The sequence below is a fragment of the Pseudoalteromonas sp. 3J6 genome (genome assembly GCF_903995135.1).
GTDB lineage: Bacteria > Pseudomonadota > Gammaproteobacteria > Enterobacterales > Alteromonadaceae > Pseudoalteromonas.
Genome location: NZ_LR877185.1, coordinates 2374908 through 2395403, shown reverse-complemented (window position 1 = coordinate 2395403; position 20496 = coordinate 2374908). Strand labels below are relative to the sequence as shown.

The following is a 20496-nucleotide window of genomic DNA, read 5'->3' as shown; positions in this document are numbered from 1 at the left end:
GGTTAATTACAAGGCATTTTGTTAATTATTGGTTATTTATTAGTTGCGAATATACGCACTCAGTATAAATGTATTAATATTTATTATGTTCTTAATCATTATGGCTGTATAAAAAGTAGCACCCCTAGCGTTTTTATAGTGAAGCCAAACCCTTATTTAGCTTAATTTTTATTGGGTTGCTGTGTAGTAATTTAATAACCGCAACGCTACTATTAACGGATAGAGGCTAGGAGTTAAAAATGAATAATCAAAAATTAGCTGATTTTGAGCTTTACTTTCAAATCGAAGAGAGCAATCGCGTCAATCTATTTGCCGTAGATGACGCAGTGGTACCAAAAAGTTTGGCTGAACTAGACGCAGATATTCCGCCTTTATTTAAACTTGCTAACGAAGTCAGTAGTTTAGATCAAAGTGCTTTGGGTCCTTTGCGTAATTTAGGAGATATTGCCCAAGAACTGACGACGTTTTTACAAGCCCAGTCGCGTAAGATAGATTTGATCATGAGCCATATTTTAGCTTCAGAACAACCTGAAGATAACTCAATGTATTGCGATAGTTATGGCGGCGGTGGAATTAAGTTTACCAGTGAACATTTGTACACATTAGGTCAGAAATTTCGTACCAAACTATTTTTACAGCATGAAGCCTCTGCAGTGTATTGTTACAGCGAAATTGTTGCTATAGAAAAACAAGACAATGAGCATTACCAGTATACCCTGCTGTTTGTATCAATAAGAGACAGTGATCAAGAGTTGGTTGTTAGAGCCAGTTTACATGCGCAAACACGCCAACTTAAAAAGCGCCAACAACTTGAAAAAGCGAAAGAGAGTTCAAACGAGTAACACGAGTGTTTATTTACCTGTTTAAATCGCTTTAAATTGTAGTTCAAACGTTTATTTAAAAGTGACTTAGCTGTAATTGAACTGCTAAACTAGCCCCATCTTTATTTGTATTAAAAATCCATGAACTTTAGACTTTTACCTGAATGGGCCGAGCAAGATGCTATTATGCTTACATGGCCTCATAAAAATACCGATTGGGCTGATAATTTAGCGCGTGTTGAACCCGTTTATATTGAACTTGCAAAACATATTACCGCGCAACAAGCCTTAGTGATTGTAGCTCATGATGAAGCATTAAAAACCCACATTAACTCATTACTAAATGATGCTGGTATTGAGCAGACCCGTGTATATTTTGTTGTTACTCCCACTAACGATACGTGGGCGCGCGACCATGGCCCACTTACGTGCAGCGCTATAGAAAAGCCAGAGCAATTAAAAGTCTACGACTTTACCTTTAATGGCTGGGGTAATAAGTTTGAAAGCGCCCTTGATAATCAAATAAGCCACACATTAGTTAAACAGCTAAGCAATACAAACAACCAGTATCAAGCCCTCGATATGGTGCTTGAAGGCGGTGGTATTGAAATTAATGAACATGGTGTATTGCTAACAACTAGCGAATGTTTACTGAATAAAAACCGTAACCCTGATTTAAACCCAAGTGACATAGAAGTACTTTTAAAAGCGCATTTAGGCGCTACTGATTTTTTATGGGTTGATCATGGTTATTTAGCCGGTGACGACACCGATAGCCACATTGATACGCTAGTGCGCTTTGCACCTAACAACACCCTTGTGTATGTAAAATGTGACGATAAAAGCGATGAGCATTTTAGCGCGCTAGATGCCATGGAAAAACAACTACAAAGCTTTAAAACTGCTGATAACACCCCATATAAGCTAATTGAGTTACCGTGGCCAAAAGCCGTGTATGACGATGAAAATACGCGTCTACCTGCCACCTATGCAAATTACTTAATTATAAATAACGCAGTATTAGTGCCTATTTATGATGATGTAAACGACCAACGTGCTTTAACACAAGTTCAAAAAGCATACCCAGAGCACACAATTATTGGTGTAAATTGTTTACCTGTTATTGAGCAATTTGGCAGTCTTCACTGTATTACAATGCAATTACCTCGTGGATTTTTAGCTGGAGCAGCACAATGACAAGCCCTGCACATTTATCAGTTGCCTTAGTGCAACAAAGCAACAGTGACAACGCTGAACATAATATTGAAAAGTCAATTGCGGGCATTCGCGATGCAGCTAGTAAAGGCGCGCAACTTGTTGTATTACAAGAGTTACACCGCAGTTTATATTTTTGCCAAACCGAAGACGTTGATGTATTTGATTTGGCCGAAACAATACCGGGCCCGAGTAGTAATATTTTAGGTGAACTCGCCAAAGAGCTTGGTATTGTGATTGTAGCGTCATTATTTGAAAAACGTGCTACGGGTCTTTATCACAATACCGCCGTGGTGCTTGAAAAAGACGGCAGCATTGCAGGTAAATACCGTAAAATGCATATTCCAGACGACCCAGGGTTTTATGAAAAATTTTACTTTACTCCCGGGGACTTAGGCTTTGAGCCTATTCAAACCTCAGTAGGTAAGCTTGGCGTATTGGTGTGTTGGGACCAATGGTTTCCTGAAGCCGCGCGCTTAATGTCAATGGCCGGTGCTGAACTTTTAATTTACCCAACAGCCATTGGCTGGGATCCACGCGATGATAAAGACGAGCAAACTCGCCAAAAAGATGCTTGGGTTATTTCACAGCGAGCGCATGCAGTTGCTAATGGCGTTCCGGTGATTAGCTGTAATCGAGTTGGTCATGAAAGCGACCCTAGCGGTCAAAGTGACGGCATTCAATTTTGGGGCAACTCGTTTATTGCAGGCCCTCAAGGCGAGATGTTGGCAGAGGCTGATAACCAAAATGAACAAATATTAATGGTAAAACTTGATCAAAAACGTAGCGAGAACGTAAGACGTATTTGGCCGTATTTACGCGACCGTAGAATTGATCATTATCAAGATTTAACAAAAATTTACCGTGACTAAATAATAATGTGGCTCTTACTCGTTAAGAGCCTAATTTAATGGAGTAATTAATGGCGTTTGAGCAATGGGCAGCCTTGCCTTGGGTAAAATCTCAAAAAGATAAAATTCAATGGGGCGAACTTCTAGGCAGTGGCTTAAGCATTGCTATTGCACAAGGTGTTAAGCAGCAAGACAACTTAGTGTTAATTGTTACCCCTGATACACCAAGTGCTCTGCGCCTTGAAACCGAATTAGAGTACTTGCTGCCTAATAACCCAGTAATGGTTTTTCCAGATTGGGAAACATTGCCTTATGATCACTTCTCGCCCCACCAAGATATTATTTCAGCACGTTTAGCAACACTCAACACACTGAAAAAAGAGCAACAAAGCGTACTCATTGTTCCGGTATCAACCTTGATGCTGCGCACTGCCCCAGCATCATTTATATACGGCTCAACGCTGAATTTTAAAGTAGGCGATAGATTAGACACCCATGCTCTGCGGGACAATTTAGAGCAAGCGGGTTACTTACATGTGCAACAAGTCATGGAGCATGGCGAGTACGCTATACGCGGCTCAATTGTTGATTTATATCCCATGGGGAGTAAGCATCCATTTAGGCTCGACTTTTTTGATGATGAGCTTGATACCATCCGTTTATTTGATGTGGAAACTCAGCGCTCAGACGATAAAGTAGAAAAAATTGAGCTACTACCTGCTCATGAGTTTCCTACTAACGAATCAGATATTGAACGTTTCAGAATAAGCTATCGTGAAAAATTTGGCGCAAGTGCTGAGCAAGACTCAGTCTACATGCAGGTCAGTAAAGGTAATTGGCCAGCAGGTATAGAATATTACATGCCGCTATTTTTTGAAGGCTTAGCAACCATTTTCGACTACTTGCCTGACTCAACAACCGTCATGCAATTAGAAGATTTAGAGCATGCAGCAGATAACTTTTGGCACGATGTTAATGTACGCTATGAGAACCGCCGTGTAGATCCTCTACGCCCACTATTACCACCCGATGAGTTATATCAGCCAATTAATGAGCTGTTTTCTAATTTAGGCAATTATGGCCGCATTCGTCTATCGCAAGCAAAGTTAGGCACAAAAGCGGGCAATAAAAATCTCGCAGTTAATGAATTGCCCAATGTACGCATCGATCATAAACAACATCAACCCTACGATGCATTTATTAACTATGTAGCTGAGCAAAAAAAGAAAAAAGGCCGAGTGGTTATTAGTGTTGAGTCGGACGGTCGACGCGAATCATTACTGAGTATATTAAAACCCAGCGGCTTAAAATTTAAAGAATTTGATAGCTTTGAGCAGTTTACCAACAGCAGTAATGACGTTGGTTTAATTGTCAGTCCGCTTGAGCAAAGTGTGGTGCTTAGTACTAAACCAAGCTTGAGCATTATTACCGAGCAAGAATTGCTTGGGATCAAAGTATCACAACGCAGACGCCGTAAGCACAAGTATGAAGCAAGCCAAGACGCGTTAATTCGGAACTTAGCAGAGCTTAAAGAAGGACAACCGGTTGTGCACCTTGACCATGGTGTGGGCCGTTATCAAGGGCTGCAAACGATTGATGCCGCCGGTGTGGTGACTGAATTTGTGACCATTACTTATGCAGGTGAAGCAAAACTGTATGTGCCGGTATCGGCACTTCATATGCTTAGTCGTTACTCTGGGGGTGAAGAGGCCAGTGCGCCACTGCATAAGCTCGGCTCTGATGCCTGGGATAAAGCAAAAAAACGCGCCGCTGAAAAAGTCCGTGATGTGGCTGCTGAGTTACTCGATATTTACGCACAACGCCAGGCTAAGCCTGGTAATAAGTTTACGCTTGATGGCCAAGCTTATCGCCAATTTAGTGATAGCTTTCCGTTTGAAGAAACAGATGATCAACGTAACGCCATTGAAGCGGTACTTGGTGACATGCAGTCAAAACAAGCCATGGATCGTTTAGTATGTGGTGATGTGGGTTTTGGTAAAACCGAAGTAGCTATGCGGGCAGCCTTTGTAGCGGTTAACGATAATAAGCAGGTGGCTATTTTAGTCCCTACCACCCTACTTGCTCAACAACACTACGATAACTTTAAAGACCGCTTTGCTGATTTTCCAATTGAAGTGGGGGTGCTATCGCGTTTTAATTCGGCCAAAGAGCAAAAAGAAACCCTTGAAAGAATGAGTGATGGCAAGCTAGATGTGGTTATTGGCACTCATAAATTGATTCAACAAGATATCAACTTTAAAGATTTAGGCCTGTTAATTGTTGATGAAGAACACCGATTTGGGGTTCGTCAAAAAGAAAAAATTAAAGCTCTGAGAGCTGATGTAGACATACTCACTCTGACCGCAACCCCTATTCCGCGTACATTAAACATGGCGATGAGTGGCATGCGTGATTTATCAATTATTGCCACTCCACCGGCTAAACGTTTAGCGGTTAAAACCTTTGTACGCCAACGCGACGAAGAGCTTATTCGCGAAGCGGTACTACGTGAAATTAAACGTGGCGGCCAAGTATACTTTTTACATAACAACGTAGAAACCATTGAACGTGTCGCTCAAGAAATTAGCGAATGGGTGCCTGAGGCAACAGTAACCTCTGCACATGGTCAAATGCGAGAGCAAGAGCTAGAGCAAATAATGACCGATTTTTATCATCAAAAATACAATGTCCTTGTGTGTACCACGATTATTGAAACCGGTATTGATGTGCCCACAGCAAACACCATAATTATGGATAGAGCCGATAAACTTGGTCTTGCTCAGCTACACCAATTGCGCGGACGTGTAGGTAGAAGCCATCACCAAGCCTATGCTTATTTACTTACCGGTAACCCTAAGGCACTCTCTAAAGATGCGAAAAAACGTTTAGATGCGATTGCCTCATTGGAAGATTTAGGTGCAGGCTTTGCCTTAGCAACTCATGATTTAGAAATTCGTGGTGCGGGTGAGCTATTAGGCGATGATCAATCAGGGCAAATGCAAACCATTGGCTTTAATTTATACATGGAAATGCTTGAGCAAGCCGTTAACGCACTTAAAAATGGTCAAGAGCCAACCCTTGAAAATCTATTACAAAAACAAACAGAAGTAGACTTAAAGTTACCTGCCTTGTTACCTGATGATTATATTCATGATGTTAACGCGCGTTTAGGTATGTACAAGCGAGTAGCAAGTTGTGCTAACCTTGCTGATATTGATGAGCTGCAGGTAGAATTAATAGACCGCTTTGGTTTATTACCCGATGCAGCTAAAAACTTATTTAGTTTACAACAACTAAAGATGCAAGCGAGTAATCTAGGCATAACCAAAATAGAGGCTAATCCGAAAGGGGGCTACTTTGAGTTTAGTCAAAATACTAAGGTTAATCCTAGCTTCATTATTGGTTTGATACAAAGTGCGCCACATATTTATAAGATGGATGGCGCAAATAAATTACGCTTTGCCATTAGCGAGGCGAATGCCCGTGAACGCTTAAAAATGATCACTGCTATGATTGCAGATTTCGAAAAAAAGGTTAGCCATTAATGTTGCTGAAAAAATCGCTGGTTGTTTTATGCTGCTTGTTTAGTAGTACTGCATTTGCAGAGCGTTGGTTTGAAGTAGAAGTGTTGATATTTAAACAACCCTTTGCCCCATACCTACAAGAAGACTTTAGCTTAAAGCACGACGCCATTGAAGATAAAAACACCTTAGATTTACTAAGCCCTGTTTATAAAAGCCAAGCAATGGACGCATGTATAAACGGCGATCCGCGTTTTCAAAAGCGTACCTTTGCTGACACTCTAGTCAACTCAAACCCTCAGTCAGCAGCGTGTAACGACAGCATTGATTATGTCAAGAGTTACGATGTACTGCCAGTGATCCCTCAAGCACCTGCACAAGAGACGATGGAGCAAACTTACCTGTTAGCCCCTGAGCAGTTGCAGTTTGAATCACAACGTCAAGCCCTAGACCGTAAAGGGTTAACTCCTTTATTACATACTGGGTGGCGATTTGAAGGTGCGAGCAAATCACGTTCGCCTAGCATTCACTTGTTTGCAGGCAGCCAATTAAAAAACAATATGAACACCACGATTAGCTACGCAGATTCTGATTTTATTAGCTTAATAAATACGCCTGAGCCACTGTTTGACGAAGTTCAATCTCCCGAAATGAAATGGGAATTAGATGGACTATTCAAAATTCATTTGCGCCATTACTTATTCATTAATGCACACTTTGATATAAATGAAAGACGTAACAATGGCGATCTAGAGTCAGCCCGCTTTTCACAGTTTAGGCGAGTGTTCAGTGAAGACATTCATTACTTTGATCACCCTCGTATGGGGATGATTGTGCAAATTCGAAAATTTAATCATTAACAATACTCATTCAAAGGAAGTAGCAATGAAGAAACTTTTTATTATTTTTGCAGCACTCAGTCTTGCAGCTTGCTCAAAAGTAAGCTTAGAAAATTACGAAAAGATTAAAATAGGTATGGACAAAACAGAAGTTGAAGCCATGTTAGGTAGTGCTGATAATTGTGTGGAAAAAACACTGCATACTAGCTGTACTTGGGGTAATGACGCTAAAAATATCGAAATTACCTTAGTATCAGACAAAGTAACGCTATACAGCAAAAAAGGACTAACGGATAAATAGTCTAGTTTAGTTTAAGTAAAAAAGAGGAATAACCTGTGTTATTCCTCTTTTTTACTGTCGCTGGTGTAAATCAGCTCTATATTAACAATTTTACTGCGATTTAAAGTGATTTTATAGCGCTGATACAACGCATTATCAGATTCAGTCTGAACGAGTACCATATTTAATTGGTAGCGTCTTTCAACTCCTTGCTTAGAGATTTTATTATTTTCTAAATGGTAGAGCTTCCCTTCCCCCTTTTTTAAATAACGTGCAAATGGTGCAAGATTAAATTGCAATGTTTGTTGTAAGCTATCGTAGCCTGGCAAAAATTCTTTAGCACTGACCCGCGTTTCACTAGCAAAATGCAGCCATTGCGCCGCCTGTTTATTTTGCTGACGACGCTTAGAGAAAATTTTCCTAACTTCTTTAGGGATTTTTTTAAACCGCGTATATTCTAACCAAATAAACTGGCTCGCTACTTTATCTTTTGTAATACTGTTTTTAAAAATAAAGCGCCATTTTGGCCGCCCTCGCACAATAGCACGCCAAATAATACGAGTGATATCCTCTTTAAATATCTCTCTTAACCCGTAAATAACCCCTAAAATCAAAATCAGTGAAGCGGTTATTTCAGTAAAGGTAGAACGTGCATTTAAAATAACCACCATCACAAAAGCCATTATTACGGCTGTTACAGAGCCTTTTACCAAGCGTTTTAAATAACTATTAAGATAACGGGTTTGGCGCTGCAAAATCACACCATGCTCTATTAAACGCTGCAATAGGCGCATTTTATTAGTGATTCTGTTGGCGTCTTTAAGTGTTGAGTCAGAATTATATTGTTGCTCTGCTCGGTAGTCACTTTCTGACTTACAAAAGTTTAATAAGTCATTTCGCTCTTTTGCGTGATCGCTACTGCGCGGCCCTTCATCAAGCAGCTTTAAAAAAGTTTGTTCAATTTGCCAACTTAGGTAATTATCAGCATTGGTATAAAACGGGATCAGCTTTTCGTTATCTGGGGTGTAACGTCTGAGTTTTCTGAGTAAGCTTTGGCTTTGCTCGCAAAGCTCCATGGCCCGTTGATAAAATTCATCGCTTTCTTGAATTTTTAACGCATCTTTAATATCAGCATCAATGGCGAGACGTACTTGATAACAATATAAATTTAAATTTTGTCGGTAGTCTTGCTGCTCACCTTTGTTTTTACTCACAAAGCGGCTTCGCACTAATGGAAGGTGAATGTTATTCGCGTTATAGGCTACAAAAGATTTAAATTGGTTATTAAAGTAAGACTCTTCGCTGAGTGTTTGTGCATTAATTCCCATTTCATTTGGGATAGAAAAATAAAGATCGAGACGCTGCTCTGCACGCGGTGATAATTGCGGTTCAATAACAAACGATAAATTTTCGTCTTGCTTTAACAATGATGCCTCCTTTGGTTATCTACCTGAGTTTACGTGCCTCTTTAATTTTGTTCAACAAAAAAGGCCTAGTAAATACTAGGCCTTTTAATGGTTCTAATTAGTTAAAATTAGAATTTAACGTTTACGTTTGCAAAGAAACGACGACCTAGTACATCGTATGTGTACGGGTCAGTGTTTGAATCATTGTTACCAGTGTAGTAAGGAGGCTGTTTATCGAACAAGTTGTTTACACCTGCAGTAAGAGAAACAGTATCATTTACTAGGTAGCTACCACTTAGGTCACTATAGATAACTGATGGTGTTGTAGGTGCATAACACGTGTCTTTATTTAGACATGCGTAGCTATCCATACCCGCGATGTAACGCATTTGGTATTGTGCATCCCAGTTATCGCCAGACACATTAATGGTTAGGTTTGACTTAAGATCTGCGTAACCACCTGAACCAGATGTTACTAACCCTGCGTAATCAACAGGAGAACCAGTTACTTCTACAACATATTCATCTAAGTAAGTTGTATCTAAGCCCGCTTTCCAGTTAAGACCTACTGCTTCAAAGCTGTATGCAAGATTTAAATCAACACCCGATGTCTTTTCAGAACCAATGTTTTGTAATTGGTTGTTAAAAGTAATACGACCCGTAGAGTCTAGATTTACATTTGCTGACTGACATAGTGCAGAACCTGCATTAGTGTCTACAGCTAAACACTGATCAACAATGTATTGATTGTCTACAGTTGCAATTGCGTTTTCAATTTCAATTGAGTAGTAATCAAGTGTCATTGAGAAACCATCAAACCACTGCGGTTCATACACGATACCCGCAGTAAATGTATCAGCTTCTTCTGGTGTTAATGCATCATTACCACCAACAGTTACTTCAGCCTGCTCTTGTGCACCAGGGAATTCAACTTGATTAAATGATGGAGAGTTACCTGAGTATAATTCTGAAACCGTTGGAGCACGGAAAGCCGTTGAAACAACGCTGCGTAGCATTAATTCATCATTTGCTTTCCATGTTAAACCTAATTTCCATGTATTATCAGAACCAAACGTGCTGTAGTCGAATGCACGAATAGCGGCACTAAGCTCTACATTTTGCGCAAATGGTGCATCTGTTAGTAGTGGAAGCGCAAATTCAACATAGGCTTCGTTTACATCAAAGCCACCTGCTGTTGGTTCAACCATAGGGTCATTTGCAAGGCCTTGCGCAGTTAGTGAATCTGGTGTGAACCACGCTTTTTCTTGACGACGCTCTACACCCGCAGCAAATGCTGCATAACCTGCAGGTAATTCAAATAACTCGCCAGATACAGATGCCGCGATAATAAATAACTGGCTGCCACCATTATTTACTTCTGTGTATACATTATTACGGAAATCTTCAGATACCCATGCAGCTTGATCTAGTGGATTGAAACCAACAACATTGCCCTCATCATCGAAATGGGCAAGGTTATCAGGATTCTTAATTGAACCTACGTTGTGTAAATTGCTTAGCTTATCTACTGAGTCATTACGTCCAAAGTTAGCAGATACATCCCAAGAGTAATCACCAACAAAGCCCTCAGCACCAACAACGGCACGAACAGTATCAACTGATTGCTCGAAGAAGCGAGGACCAGTATCTGACATACGGCGACCGTAGAAAATATCATCGCCATACGCATAATTTGCAGATTCAGTTATGTATTCACCGTCAGCACCACGATCTGCAATACCGTCACCATCGCGATCTACTTTACTTGTGTATGATTGACCAAGAAGTGAGTCACCCATTGCTTCATCATATTTAAAACCAAACCAAATTGGTTGTGGTGCCATTTGCTGTTCAGACCAACGCTTGGTGTAAGTGAACTCAGCGAATAAGCTTGTATCATCACTAATTTCGTACGTAGCAATACCCGTTAAGTTTAAACGCTCCATTGGCGTGTATAAGTAGCTAGTTGGTGCAAAGTTATAACGGTCAGCATCAGTAAATGGGTGTAAGCCGCCTTGACCGCTTAAGCCATCATCTTTATGAGCAATCCCTGACGTTACTTTATTTCCCTTTTCATCAATAGACTGACCTTTGTCATTAACATCACCAATAATACCGTCTTGCCAAAGGTGACCGCCATCGGCGTACACAGAACCGCCATTACAGTTTAAACCGTTCGCACCTTCAGCAATTGGACAGTTTGAAAAATCACGGTCTGATTGCTTTGCTTTACCACGATCTGTGTACTGCATGCCGATAACGATATTACCTTTATCGAAAGAGCTACCCACAGTGAAATCTATAGAGTTTTCTGTTGCATCGCCTTCACCGGTAATTGCAGAATTTACGTTCATGTCTAGGCCTTCAAAATTATCTTTTAAGATAATATTGACTACGCCTGCTACCGCATCAGTACCGTATACAGCAGATGCACCATCTTTAAGTACTTCTACTTGTTTGATCATCGAAACCGGAATAGTGTTTAAATCAACCGTTGATGCTGCACCAGTACCTGATGCAATCATACGACGACCATTAACAAGTACTAATGTACGGTTAGCACCTAAGCCACGTAAATCGATACGTGCGTTGCCACCCGAACCATTATTAATACCTGGGTTGGTCATTGCACCGCCCGTAGCGGTCATTTTTTGTAAAACACTATCAATACTTGTTGCACCCATAGCTTGAATGTCATCAGCACCGATAAGTGTAACTGGGCTTGCGTTTTCCATGTCTGAACGCTTGATACGAGAACCCGTTACTTGAATTTTTTCAATTGACTTTACTGCTTCGTCTGCAGCTAAAACTTGAACACTTGAGAACATTGGGATTGCTGCAATTACAGCTAAACCAAGAGTTGATTTTTTCATGGATGAACCCTACTTGTTGAAATTTACCTAAATTGGTAACGCTCACTTTTATGAGAATTTTGAGTGAGCGGGGGCAACTTAGGCGCCTTTAACTGAACGAAAACTTAACGGAAGATCACTATATAAACAGCCAAAATTAAGGTACCCCATGAAAGGGACAAAGGTTACAGCATGTTTCATTGTTAATTAATAAAAACAGATAAAAGTCATGAACTTAACCAAGCACAATCACATAAAAAACATAGATGAAATCAAATATATGGAGTTTGTAATCAAATGTAATTTAATCATTAATGTGCCCTTAATAGGTAAATTAACATGTTAATCACAGCTCATTATTAAAACGGTAAAACTAGGTGTTAATTACTAACCATATTTATGCAAGTAGATTGTTTATTTAGTCTGAATTTTTTTACTAAAAGTTTTAATCGTGCAAATTTTATGTTTATTGAGAGTTTCAATCTAGATCTATACCTATAAAGGAGTAATAGCAAAACGAGGGTGTAATAGAAGAAAAGTATTTTATTGCATATGTTGGTATAGCGCTGATCAGATTTGATTATTGGGTATCATTGCGCTTACAGTCCCAGCGCTTTAACTTAGTAATGAATGTAGCTTTTTTATGCTGAGCATAAAACAGACCCTAACATCGGCTAGGAAAGAAACTATGCCTCAGGAGTGTGTTACACAAAAAATAGTGCGATTATGAATAATTGAAAACTAAAACATTTTAGTAAGTAACATTAAAATAATATTCAACCGTTTGGTTAACCGAAGTGCTTTCATTAACTGCAGTGAGCACTAATTTCCAAACCATATTTTTCTCTGAGCAAATACCAACCATAGTATCGGCTAACCAAATATTATCTTGTTTAGTAAACTGCAATGGAATGTAACCCATATACATAGTTACTCCCTCCAATTTAGCCGCTGTTATTGTTAGATCATTAGGTAAGTGAGCATAAATTGAAAACGGTGTCTCTGGTGATAAGATTTCTTCGCTTAACCAAACCTTAACTTGATTTTCAAAATGACATGGTTTGTTATTTTTACACTCAGTTTGCGATTGGCTTACTTTTGCTGTTGATGTTGATCCAGAAAAGTCACAACCTAGTAAAAATAATAGAAAAGAAAGTAAGCATACTCTATATATATACATGCAGGTTCTCAAATATCTAATGTATGGGCCCAACATTTAGGGCAAGTTGGTTGATTATCGGCTTTAATGAGTGAGTAAGGTACAAATCACCTCAAAAAATAGACAGCAACTCAATAAAGTTTGATTGATGTCATATTATTACGCAATTGACCTATCTTTTTAAGGCCAAAAAATTTATCATTTCAACCGCAAAAAAAACAAGTATTTCTTGAGATTATTATCTTTAACAACCACATGTTGTGTGGTTTAGATAGTATACTTTGGAATAATAGTAGGTCCTACTTTAACAAGTAGGTAATTCATTTCTAAACGCATTTATTGCAGCGGAAGCCAGAAAATGAGCCAAACAGTAGCATCACAAACTGAGTACAATTATAAAGTTGTACGCCAATTCGCTATTATGACAGTGATTTGGGGCATCGTTGGCATGGGTATTGGGGTTCTGATTGCTGCCCAACTAGCTTGGCCAGCACTTAACTTTGACACACCATGGTTAACTTACTCTCGACTTCGTCCGTTACACACGAACGCAGTAATTTTCGCATTTGGTACAAGTGCTCTTTTTGCGACGTCTTATTACGTCGTACAACGTACATGTCAAACGCGCCTTCTTTCAGATAAATTAGCCGCCTTCACCTTTTGGGGTTGGCAGTTAGTGATTGTTCTAGCAGCAATTACTCTACCTATGGGTATTTCAAGTTCTAAAGAGTATGCAGAACTTGAGTGGCCTATCGATATCTTAATTGCTGTTGTTTGGGTAACGTACGCTGTTGTATTTATGGGCACTATTGCTAAACGTAAAGTGGCTCATATTTATGTAGCTAACTGGTTCTATGCTGGTTTCATTATTACTGTTGCAGTACTTCATATTGTTAACAGCATGGCTGTTCCAGTCTCACTAACTAAATCATACTCAATTTACGCCGGTGCGGTTGATGCGATGGTTCAGTGGTGGTACGGGCACAATGCTGTAGGTTTTCTTCTTACTGCTGGCTTCTTAGGTATGATGTATTACTTTGTACCAAAGCAAGCGGGTCGTCCAGTTTACTCATACCGTTTATCGGTTGTTCACTTTTGGGCACTTATCTCGCTTTACATTTGGGCAGGTCCTCACCACCTTCACTACACTGCGCTTCCTGATTGGACGCAAAGCTTAGGTATGGTGATGTCTATTATCTTATTCGTGCCGTCTTGGGGTGGTATGATCAACGGTATTATGACACTTTCAGGCGCATGGCATAAGTTACGTACTGACCCGGTACTTCGTTTCTTAGTGGTTTCATTGTCTTTCTACGGTATGTCGACGTTTGAAGGTCCAATGATGGCAATTAAATCTGTAAATGCGTTATCGCACTACACAGATTGGACAGTAGGTCACGTACACTCAGGTGCATTAGGTTGGGTTGCAATGATTTCTATCGGTGCAATTTACCACCTTATTCCAGCGTTATTCTCGCAAGGTCGTATGTACAGCATTAAATTAATCAATACACACTTCTGGTTACACACAGTGGGTGTTGTTTTATACATTGTTGCAATGTGGATTTCAGGTGTAATGCAAGGCCTAATGTGGCGTGCAGTTAACTCTGACGGTACATTAATGTACAGCTTTGTTCAGTCGTTAGAAGCCTCTCATCCTTTCTATGTTATGCGTTTCTTAGGCGGTGTATTCATCGTTACAGGTATGCTGGTTATGGCTTATAACGTTTATCGTACAGTTTCAGCGAAAAATAACTCGCTAGAACTTGATGAACAAGCGCAGTTAGCATAACGGAGTCAGATAATGAGCAATAAAAATTCGCAAAATAAACACGAAATTATCGAGAAAAACATCGGCCTTATGGCCATCTTGACTGTTTTCGCAATCAGCTTTGGTGCATTGGTGGAAATTACTCCGCTAATGTTCCAAGACGACACAACTAAACCCGTTGATGGGTTACGCCCGTTAAATGCGCTTGAGTTTGAAGGTCGTGACATCTATGTGCGTGAAGGTTGTGCTAACTGTCACTCACAAATGATTCGTCCATTTCGTGATGAAGTTGAGCGTTACGGTCACTACTCGGTTGCGGGTGAGTCAGTATGGGATCACCCATTCCTTTGGGGCTCTAAACGTACTGGTCCTGACTTAGCACGTGTAGGTAAACGTTACTCAGATGACTGGCATTATGCGCACTTAGTTGACCCACGTGCAGTGGTTCCTGAGTCGAATATGCCAGGCTTCCCTTGGTTAGCAGAGAACACGCTTGATACAAGCCTGACTCTGAAAAAGCTACAAATTTTCCGTGACACGTTTGCTATTAACCCAGAAAACCCAAAACACCCGGGTTTAGGTTATGGCAGTGACGAGGAATTAATCGCTGACATTGCTAAAGTTGACGCAATGAATGACGGTAAAGGTGCAACAGAAATGCAAGCCCTTATTGCTTATTTGCAACAACTTGGCACACATTTGAAGTAGATTATTATGGACTACGGGACATACAGAGGCATTTTGACTCTGGTAATTTTAGTATTATTTATTGTGATTGTTGGATGGGCATATAGCAAGCGTAGTAAAAGTCGTTTTAAAGACGCTGCTAATGTCATATTTGAAGATGAAAAAAAACACAACAATACACTCTCTAACGAGGAAAAGGGGTCTGAGAAATGACTAGCTTTTGGAGTATATGGGTTATTGTATTAACCCTTGCATGCTTAATCATTATCTTTGGTCTACTAGTTTGGAACTTAAAAAACTATGTAGGTGTAAAAGAAGGTGAAAGCTGTGGACATGAGTTTGACGGCATTGAAGAATTAAACAATCCACTACCAAAATGGTGGACTTACATGTTCTTCGCAACGTTTGTATGGTCTGTTTATTACTTAGCAGCATACCCAGGTTTAGGTAACTGGGAAGGCTTAGCAAAGTGGACCAGCTCAAATCAAGGTGTTACCTCTTTAACTGAATCGAAAGAAGCAGTCATTGATGCTAAAGAAGATGGCCGCTTTGTAAAGCTAGATGCAGAATATCGTGCTGCTGAAGAGCGTTTTGGCCCAATTTTCAATGAATTGGCACAAATCCCTGTTACTGATTTAGTAGAGTCTAAATTTGCTGGTGATGCAGCACAACAAGTAGCACTAGAAAACGGTACTAAGCATGAGCAAACGCAAGGTCAACTAGCGGTTGAAATTGGTCAGCGCTTATTTGCTCAAAACTGTGCGCAATGTCATGGCTCTGATGCTCGAGGTGGTACTGGCTTCCCTAACCTAACAGACAAAGATTGGTTATACGGTGGTACACCTGACAAAATCAGAGAAACATTACTTTTAGGCCGTGTTGCAGCAATGCCACCTTGGGGTGATGCATTAGGTGAGCAAGGCGTTAAAGAAATGACAGCTTATGTACTTAGCCTATCTGGTCGTACTGTAAACCAAAAAGATGCCGATGCAGGTAAAGCGAAATTCGCGATGTGTGCAGCATGTCATGGTGCAGATGGTAAAGGTTCAGTAGCGCACAACTTACCGTTTGGTGCACCAAATCTAACTGATAACATTTGGTTATACGGTGGTTCTCAACGTGCAGTTGAAGAAACACTTAACCATGGCCGTGCTGGTGTAATGCCTGCTTGGAAAGAGATTTTAGGCGAAGATAAAATTCACCTATTAACTGCTTACGTTTACAGCTTATCGCAAGATAAATAACGATAAAGTTAACAAAACGTTTCAGTTTTAATCTTTTTATTTCAATAGATTAATTCAGATCAAAAAAGCCTCCACTCGGAGGCTTTTTTTTAGTCTTTTCGTTCTATTTATTATAATATAGCCGCACATTAATTAATTTTAGAGCGACTATGCAACCGACTCCGTGGTATAAAAATTTTTGGCCTTGGTTTTTAATCTTCTTTCCATTAGCTGCAATTATTGGCTGCATTAGTTTATTTATTACAGCCATTGGTAACGGCCCAGATATGGTTGTGGACGATTACTATAAAAAAGGCAAAGCAATCAACTTAGAGCTGATCAAGTTTGATAAAGCAAAAGCCTTGTATTTACATGGTGACCTAAATGTATCTGATGAGCGAGTAAGCTTTAAATTTACTAAAGGCGATACCAGTAATATTCACGCGCTAAAATTATCGTTTTTTCATCGCACTATAAAAGCACATGATTTTGAAGCTACCCTCACTCCAAATGCTAATCAAGAGTTTACTGCATTATTAGAAAGCTACACGCCTGGTGCTTACTCAGTGTTTATTGAGCCTGTTGATGCTAGTTGGAAAATGAAAGAAAGTATTACTTTACCAACCACAGCCACCGTTTTAGTTACTCCTAATTATAAGTAGTATTTAGTATGTCTAAAAATTGCTTTCATTGTCTTGAAAGTGTGCCGGCAGGGTTTAACGCACACGTTATTATAGACAATACCGCTGAGCCAATGTGTTGCATTGGCTGTCAAGCGGTTGCTCAAAACATCATTGACCAAGGAATGACCGACTACTACAAATACCGCACCGTAAGTGCCGGCAAAGTAGAGCAACTTGTCCCTGAACAGCTCGCTTTTATTAAAAGCTATGACAATGAAGATATCCAAGATGAGTTTATTAGTACGCACAACGACAACTCTGAGGTATTACTGAGTGTTGAAGGTATAACCTGCGCCGCCTGTGCATGGCTAATTGAAAAGCAATTATTGAACCTTAAATCGGTAAAGCGCGTTGATGTAAATACCTCAACAAATCGTGCCATGATCCACTGGGATAAAAGTGCCACGCCTTTAAGTGAGCTAATTACCTCATTGGCTGAAATAGGCTATAAAGCTTACCCCTTCCAATCAGATTTAGAAGCCCAGCAAAAGCAACAAACAGCCAAAGCGTATATTCGCCGTCTTGGTGTCGCAGGCTTGATGACCATGCAAGTAATGATGTTTGCCTTTGCAATGTACTTCGGCATGTTCTCTGGAATGGATAGCAACTTTGAACAGTACTTTAGATGGATCAGTTTAATTCTAGCCACTCCAGTCATTTTATACAGCGCCCTTCCCTTTTTAAGTAACGCAATTAACGGCTTAAAGGCAAAGCAGCTGAATATGGACTTACCAGTATCATTGGCTATTTTTGGTGCTTATGGCGCCAGCTGTTATGCCACCGTAATGGAAGTAGGCGAAGTTTACTTTGAATCTATTTGTATGTTTACCTTTTTACTCTTACTAGGTAAATACTTAGAATTTAGAGCGCGTTTAAAGGCCAGTGAATTCACTGCCAACTTGCAAAAGTTGTTACCCCTTACTGCACGTACGCTCGATGAGCAAGGTAATGAGCACATCATTGCCGCCAAAAAACTCAAACTTAACGATATTGTGTTAATAAAGGCTGGTGAAACCATTCCTGCTGATGGCATATTGGTTAAAGGCAGTACCAGTGTTGATGAGTCTATGATGACCGGCGAACATCAACCAGTACGAAAGTATATTGATCATAATGTGTATGCGGGTACGGTGAATCATGATGGTATTATTGAAATAAAAATCAATAAACTAGGCCAAAACACCCTACTTAATCAAATTATTCGCCTGCAACATAATGCCCTAACAAAACGCCCAAGACTGGTTGAAATTACCGACAAAGTGGCGCAGTGGTTTGTTGCTGTATTATTGGTGTTTGCCTCTCTAACCGCCATTGGTTGGTACCAGGTAGACCCTGATGTTGCTTTTTGGATCACTATATCGGTGTTAGTGGCCACTTGCCCGTGCGCATTAAGCTTAGCAATTCCCACCGCGTTAACCTGTGCTGTAGCAACCTTAACCCGCAAAGGTATACTGATTAAGCAAGCACATGTGCTAGAAACTCTATCAAAGCTCACTTTATTTGCCTTTGATAAAACCGGTACGCTTACACAAGGTAAATTTAGCCTCGACGTGGTTGACATACTTGATGATAACTACAGCAAAGAGCAAATTCTTGATATTGCAGCCCAGCTTGAAAGTTACTCTGAACATCCTATTGCCAGCGCATTTAAGGAGTTTAAGGGACAACGTAAATTTGACGATGTACAACTGCATCCAGGCATTGGGATAAGCGCTCAGTTCGATAATACCCATTACGCTATTGGTAAAAGTGGCTGGTTTGACACAAAAAAAACCAATGCACAAGCAACGCTTTACATAAACAAGCAGGCTGTTGCACGCTTTTACTTTGTAGATAAAGTTAAAGCTGATGCCGATAAGCTCATTAATGTTTTACAAGCGGCTAACCTTAGTTGCCATATGCTGACTGGTGATGCATCTGATGCCGGTGCCAAAGTCGCTAAAAAATTAAAGCTTGATTCAGCACTTGCAAGCTGCAGTCCAAAAGATAAACAAGTCGCAGTTGAACGCTGGTCATCGCAAGGTGAAATTGTTGCTATGGTTGGTGATGGCGTAAACGACAGCCCAGTATTTGCCAGCGCCCATTTATCTATCGCCATGGAAACCGGTGCCGATATATCTAAAAATAGTGCTGATGTTGTATTGCTAAACAGTGACTTAGCTTCTATCTCGCATTTGTTAACTATTGCTAAACAAACACGACGTATAATTAAGCAAAACTTGGCGCTTTCTTTATTATATAATGGCTCTATATTACCGCTAGCGGCTATGGGCTTAGTTGCGCCATGGATGGCCGTTATTGGTATGTCTGCCAGCTCTATTATTGTGATATGTAATTCACTAAGGCTATTAAAGTTATGAGCATAATTTATATTTTAGTTCCTATCGCTATTTTGTTTGTATTAATTGCTATTGGCGTATTTTTTTGGGCAGTAAAAGGCGAGCAATTCTCTGATTTAAACAAGCAAGGCCATAGTATTTTGTTTGAAGACGACAAAGAGCAGCACAATAAAAGTAATGATTGACCCTGTTTTTGTTAGCGCTTTTTTAATGGGCTTAATTGGCAGTGGCCATTGCATTGCTATGTGTGGCGGTATTGCCAGTTCGTTACAGCTTGCCAGCAACAAACGTCAAACGTGGTTATATTCTCTAGCTTATAACAGCGGTCGAGCTTTGAGTTATATGCTTGCAGGAGCCCTTGTTGCGGGTATTAGTAGCCAGTTTGCCACGCAAAATTCTGCCTTTTCATTATTTTTGTCATTTTTAGCCGGTATTTTTATGTTACTGGTTGGCGTTTATATTATGCGCCTAGCCGCCACCTTACAGTGGCTCGAAAAACTAGGTAAAACCCTCATTTGGCAGCACTTAATTAAACTTAATAAGTATTTAATGCCCATTGATTCGCCTCTAAAAGCGCTTGGTTATGGTGCGTTATGGGGCTGGTTACCGTGCGGTTTAGTATATTCTGCACTTACTTGGGCAATGACCAGTGGCAGTGCCATTAATGGTGCTTTAGTTATGCTGGCATTTGCCCTAGGCACATTTCCTGCCATGATCACCTTAGGCATAGCTGCACAAAAGCTAAATACGCTTTTTAATCACCCATGGACACGAATAACATTAGGCAGTGTTATCATTTGGTATGGTATCTACCTTCTGATCATTGCAACAGATAAGCTAGTGCATTAA

The 20496-nt window shown here is 40.1% G+C and carries 17 protein-coding genes; 14 read left to right on the top strand and 3 right to left on the bottom strand.

Features of this window, described 5'->3' with window-relative positions; translation table 11 throughout:
- Positions 1–239 precede the first annotated feature (239 nt).
- The 6 genes from P3J6_RS10760 to P3J6_RS10735 all read left to right on the top strand — a co-directional run bounded on the left by P3J6_RS10760 (position 240) and on the right by P3J6_RS10735 (position 7548).
- Positions 240–842: a PilZ domain-containing protein gene (locus tag P3J6_RS10760; protein ID WP_198522994.1), complete on the top strand. Its 603-nt coding sequence runs from the start codon at positions 240–242 to the stop codon at positions 840–842.
- A gap of 120 nt (positions 843–962) precedes the next feature.
- Entirely contained in the window at positions 963–2018 is a 1056-nt protein-coding gene (locus tag P3J6_RS10755; RefSeq protein ID WP_198522993.1) for an agmatine deiminase family protein, read from the top strand.
- Positions 2015–2908, top strand: a complete 894-nt coding sequence (locus tag P3J6_RS10750) for a carbon-nitrogen hydrolase (RefSeq protein ID WP_198522992.1) — start codon at positions 2015–2017, stop codon at positions 2906–2908. The genes P3J6_RS10755 and P3J6_RS10750 overlap by 4 nt, the downstream gene beginning before the upstream one ends.
- Before the next feature lie 50 nt (positions 2909–2958).
- A complete protein-coding gene (gene mfd, locus P3J6_RS10745; RefSeq protein ID WP_198522991.1) occupies positions 2959–6432 on the top strand; it encodes a transcription-repair coupling factor in 3474 nt (1157 codons plus the stop codon).
- On the top strand, positions 6432–7268 hold the full coding sequence (locus tag P3J6_RS10740; protein WP_198522990.1) for a peptidoglycan binding protein CsiV: 837 nt from the start codon (positions 6432–6434) through the stop codon (positions 7266–7268). Before mfd ends, P3J6_RS10740 begins: the two co-directional genes overlap by 1 nt.
- A gap of 25 nt (positions 7269–7293) precedes the next feature.
- Positions 7294–7548 carry a DUF3862 domain-containing protein gene (locus tag P3J6_RS10735; RefSeq protein ID WP_198522989.1) on the top strand — a complete coding sequence of 85 codons (255 nt, stop codon included), beginning with the start codon at positions 7294–7296 and terminating at the stop codon, positions 7546–7548.
- A gap of 38 nt (positions 7549–7586) precedes the next feature.
- On the opposite strand, the gene P3J6_RS10730 is transcribed toward P3J6_RS10735, so the two are convergent.
- The 3 genes from P3J6_RS10730 to P3J6_RS10720 all read right to left on the bottom strand — a co-directional run bounded on the left by P3J6_RS10730 (position 7587) and on the right by P3J6_RS10720 (position 12965).
- Positions 7587–8954: a hypothetical protein gene (locus P3J6_RS10730; protein WP_198522988.1), complete on the bottom strand. Its 1368-nt coding sequence runs from the start codon at positions 8952–8954 to the stop codon at positions 7587–7589.
- 107 nt (positions 8955–9061) lie between these two features.
- Positions 9062–11806: a TonB-dependent receptor gene (locus tag P3J6_RS10725; protein WP_198522987.1), complete on the bottom strand. Its 2745-nt coding sequence runs from the start codon at positions 11804–11806 to the stop codon at positions 9062–9064.
- Positions 11807–12536: 730 nt separating this feature from the next.
- Positions 12537–12965 (bottom strand): hypothetical protein, encoded by a 429-nt coding sequence (locus P3J6_RS10720; protein WP_198522986.1) that lies wholly within the window; start codon positions 12963–12965, stop codon positions 12537–12539.
- Positions 12966–13302: 337 nt separating this feature from the next.
- Between P3J6_RS10720 and ccoN the strand changes: the two genes are divergently transcribed.
- From ccoN to P3J6_RS10680, 8 genes are all read left to right on the top strand, one after another.
- Positions 13303–14736 carry a cytochrome-c oxidase, cbb3-type subunit I gene (ccoN, locus tag P3J6_RS10715; RefSeq protein WP_010389600.1) on the top strand — a complete coding sequence of 478 codons (1434 nt, stop codon included), beginning with the start codon at positions 13303–13305 and terminating at the stop codon, positions 14734–14736.
- Between the two features lie 12 nt (positions 14737–14748).
- Positions 14749–15423, top strand: coding sequence for a cytochrome-c oxidase, cbb3-type subunit II (ccoO, locus tag P3J6_RS10710; RefSeq protein ID WP_008109817.1), 675 nt, complete (start codon positions 14749–14751; stop codon positions 15421–15423).
- Positions 15424–15429: 6 nt separating this feature from the next.
- Positions 15430–15615, top strand: a complete 186-nt coding sequence (locus P3J6_RS10705) for a cbb3-type cytochrome oxidase subunit 3 (RefSeq protein WP_010389598.1) — start codon at positions 15430–15432, stop codon at positions 15613–15615.
- Entirely contained in the window at positions 15612–16646 is a 1035-nt protein-coding gene (gene ccoP / locus P3J6_RS10700) for a cytochrome-c oxidase, cbb3-type subunit III (RefSeq protein WP_010389597.1), read from the top strand. The genes P3J6_RS10705 and ccoP overlap by 4 nt, the downstream gene beginning before the upstream one ends.
- 149 nt (positions 16647–16795) lie before the next feature.
- Complete coding sequence (locus P3J6_RS10695; RefSeq protein WP_010389596.1) at positions 16796–17287, top strand: FixH family protein; 492 nt, start codon at positions 16796–16798, stop codon at positions 17285–17287.
- Positions 17288–17295: 8 nt separating this feature from the next.
- Positions 17296–19668: a heavy metal translocating P-type ATPase gene (locus tag P3J6_RS10690; protein ID WP_198522985.1), complete on the top strand. Its 2373-nt coding sequence runs from the start codon at positions 17296–17298 to the stop codon at positions 19666–19668.
- A complete protein-coding gene (gene ccoS / locus P3J6_RS10685; RefSeq protein ID WP_008109812.1) occupies positions 19665–19832 on the top strand; it encodes a cbb3-type cytochrome oxidase assembly protein CcoS in 168 nt (55 codons plus the stop codon). Before P3J6_RS10690 ends, ccoS begins: the two co-directional genes overlap by 4 nt.
- Positions 19825–20496: a sulfite exporter TauE/SafE family protein gene (locus tag P3J6_RS10680; RefSeq protein ID WP_198522984.1), complete on the top strand. Its 672-nt coding sequence runs from the start codon at positions 19825–19827 to the stop codon at positions 20494–20496. The genes ccoS and P3J6_RS10680 overlap by 8 nt, the downstream gene beginning before the upstream one ends.

Bases quoted from the DNA above. Each gene is read 5' to 3' on its own strand.
- ccoO (WP_008109817.1), top strand. From the start codon at position 14,749: ATGAGCAATAAAAATTCGCAAAATAAACACGAAATTATCGAGAAAAAC.
- P3J6_RS10735 (WP_198522989.1), top strand. From the start codon at position 7,294: ATGAAGAAACTTTTTATTATTTTTGCAGCACTCAGTCTTGCAGCTTGC.
- P3J6_RS10695 (WP_010389596.1), top strand. From the start codon at position 16,796: ATGCAACCGACTCCGTGGTATAAAAATTTTTGGCCTTGGTTTTTAATC.
- P3J6_RS10705 (WP_010389598.1), top strand. From the start codon at position 15,430: ATGGACTACGGGACATACAGAGGCATTTTGACTCTGGTAATTTTAGTA.
- P3J6_RS10720 (WP_198522986.1), bottom strand. From the start codon at position 12,965: ATGTATATATATAGAGTATGCTTACTTTCTTTTCTATTATTTTTACTA.
- P3J6_RS10760 (WP_198522994.1), top strand. From the start codon at position 240: ATGAATAATCAAAAATTAGCTGATTTTGAGCTTTACTTTCAAATCGAA.
- P3J6_RS10725 (WP_198522987.1), bottom strand. From the start codon at position 11,806: ATGAAAAAATCAACTCTTGGTTTAGCTGTAATTGCAGCAATCCCAATG.
- P3J6_RS10680 (WP_198522984.1), top strand. From the start codon at position 19,825: ATGATTGACCCTGTTTTTGTTAGCGCTTTTTTAATGGGCTTAATTGGC.
- P3J6_RS10755 (WP_198522993.1), top strand. From the start codon at position 963: ATGAACTTTAGACTTTTACCTGAATGGGCCGAGCAAGATGCTATTATG.
- ccoN (WP_010389600.1), top strand. From the start codon at position 13,303: ATGAGCCAAACAGTAGCATCACAAACTGAGTACAATTATAAAGTTGTA.
- P3J6_RS10690 (WP_198522985.1), top strand. From the start codon at position 17,296: ATGTCTAAAAATTGCTTTCATTGTCTTGAAAGTGTGCCGGCAGGGTTT.
- P3J6_RS10750 (WP_198522992.1), top strand. From the start codon at position 2,015: ATGACAAGCCCTGCACATTTATCAGTTGCCTTAGTGCAACAAAGCAAC.
- ccoP (WP_010389597.1), top strand. From the start codon at position 15,612: ATGACTAGCTTTTGGAGTATATGGGTTATTGTATTAACCCTTGCATGC.
- mfd (WP_198522991.1), top strand. From the start codon at position 2,959: ATGGCGTTTGAGCAATGGGCAGCCTTGCCTTGGGTAAAATCTCAAAAA.
- P3J6_RS10740 (WP_198522990.1), top strand. From the start codon at position 6,432: ATGTTGCTGAAAAAATCGCTGGTTGTTTTATGCTGCTTGTTTAGTAGT.
- ccoS (WP_008109812.1), top strand. From the start codon at position 19,665: ATGAGCATAATTTATATTTTAGTTCCTATCGCTATTTTGTTTGTATTA.